This window comes from Oceanisphaera ostreae, from assembly GCF_042676125.1.
Classification (GTDB): domain Bacteria; phylum Pseudomonadota; class Gammaproteobacteria; order Enterobacterales; family Aeromonadaceae; genus Oceanimonas; species Oceanimonas ostreae.
Window position 1 is genome coordinate 1 of the sequence record NZ_JBHTJS010000073.1, and the last position, 979, is coordinate 979.

A 979-nucleotide genomic window follows, 5' to 3' on the forward strand; every position below is an offset into this window, starting at 1 on the left:
AACGATCCGGACAGCGACGAGGACAACTGACCTCACTGGATGATCGTACAAGGCTGTTAGCGTTATTTGATGAGGCTGTGAGTGCGGGTGCAGCACGCTATAAAGTAGCGAGCTTTATGGGGCTGAGCGAGCGCAGCCTGAAGCGGTGGCGGGCTGTAGACGGGGCTGTGACTGAAGATCGTCGGCCCTTGGCTGAGTCGGCTATACAGGCTCACGCTCTCACTGATGCTGAGGAATCCGCCATTCTTGATGCCTGCAATCAAGAAGAATACCAGAGCTTACCACCGTCACAAATAGTGCCATTATTGGCTGATAAAGGGATTTATCTGGGCTCGGAATCTACGTTTTATCGCGTGTTAAAACGGTACCAGCAACAGAACCATCGAGGTCGTACGAAAGTCGCGCGCAAAGTGATACCGCCAACCAGCTTTACGGCCACCGGGCCGAACCAAGTATGGACGTGGGATATTAGCTACTGTCCTTCTCTCGTACGTGGCCAACATTGGTATCTGTACCTGATTATGGACATTTACAGCCGTAAAATAGTGGCATGGGAAGTCCATGAGGTGGAATCTGGCGAACTTGCTAAGCAGCTGGTTGAACGTGCCATTTACCGAGAAGGTTGCTGGCAATATCCGCCGGTGTTGCACTCTGACAATGGCGCACCAATGACGTCTTATGTACTCAAATCTCGGCTTGCCGAGCTGGGCATGCTGATGTCTCACAGCCGCCCTCGAGTGAGCAACGATAACCCGTTCTCAGAATCGATGTTCCGGACGGTAAAATACTGCCCGGCATGGCCAGTGAAAGGCTTCGGCTCGCTGACTATCGTGCGAGAGTGGATGCTCGCGTTCGAGCAAGGATATAACGAACAGCATCTGCACAGCGGCATTAACTTCGTCACGCCAGCAGATAGGCATCGTGGCGGTGACCAAGCGCGGCTAGCGAAACGGACGCAGGTGTATGAAGAAGCGAAGCG

General features: G+C 53.3%; 1 protein-coding gene. It reads left to right on the plus strand.

What is annotated here, in order from left to right; genetic code table 11:
* On the plus strand, nucleotides 1–979 hold a 979-nt coding region (locus tag ACFQ1C_RS16165; RefSeq protein ID WP_379559708.1), incomplete at both ends, for an IS3 family transposase.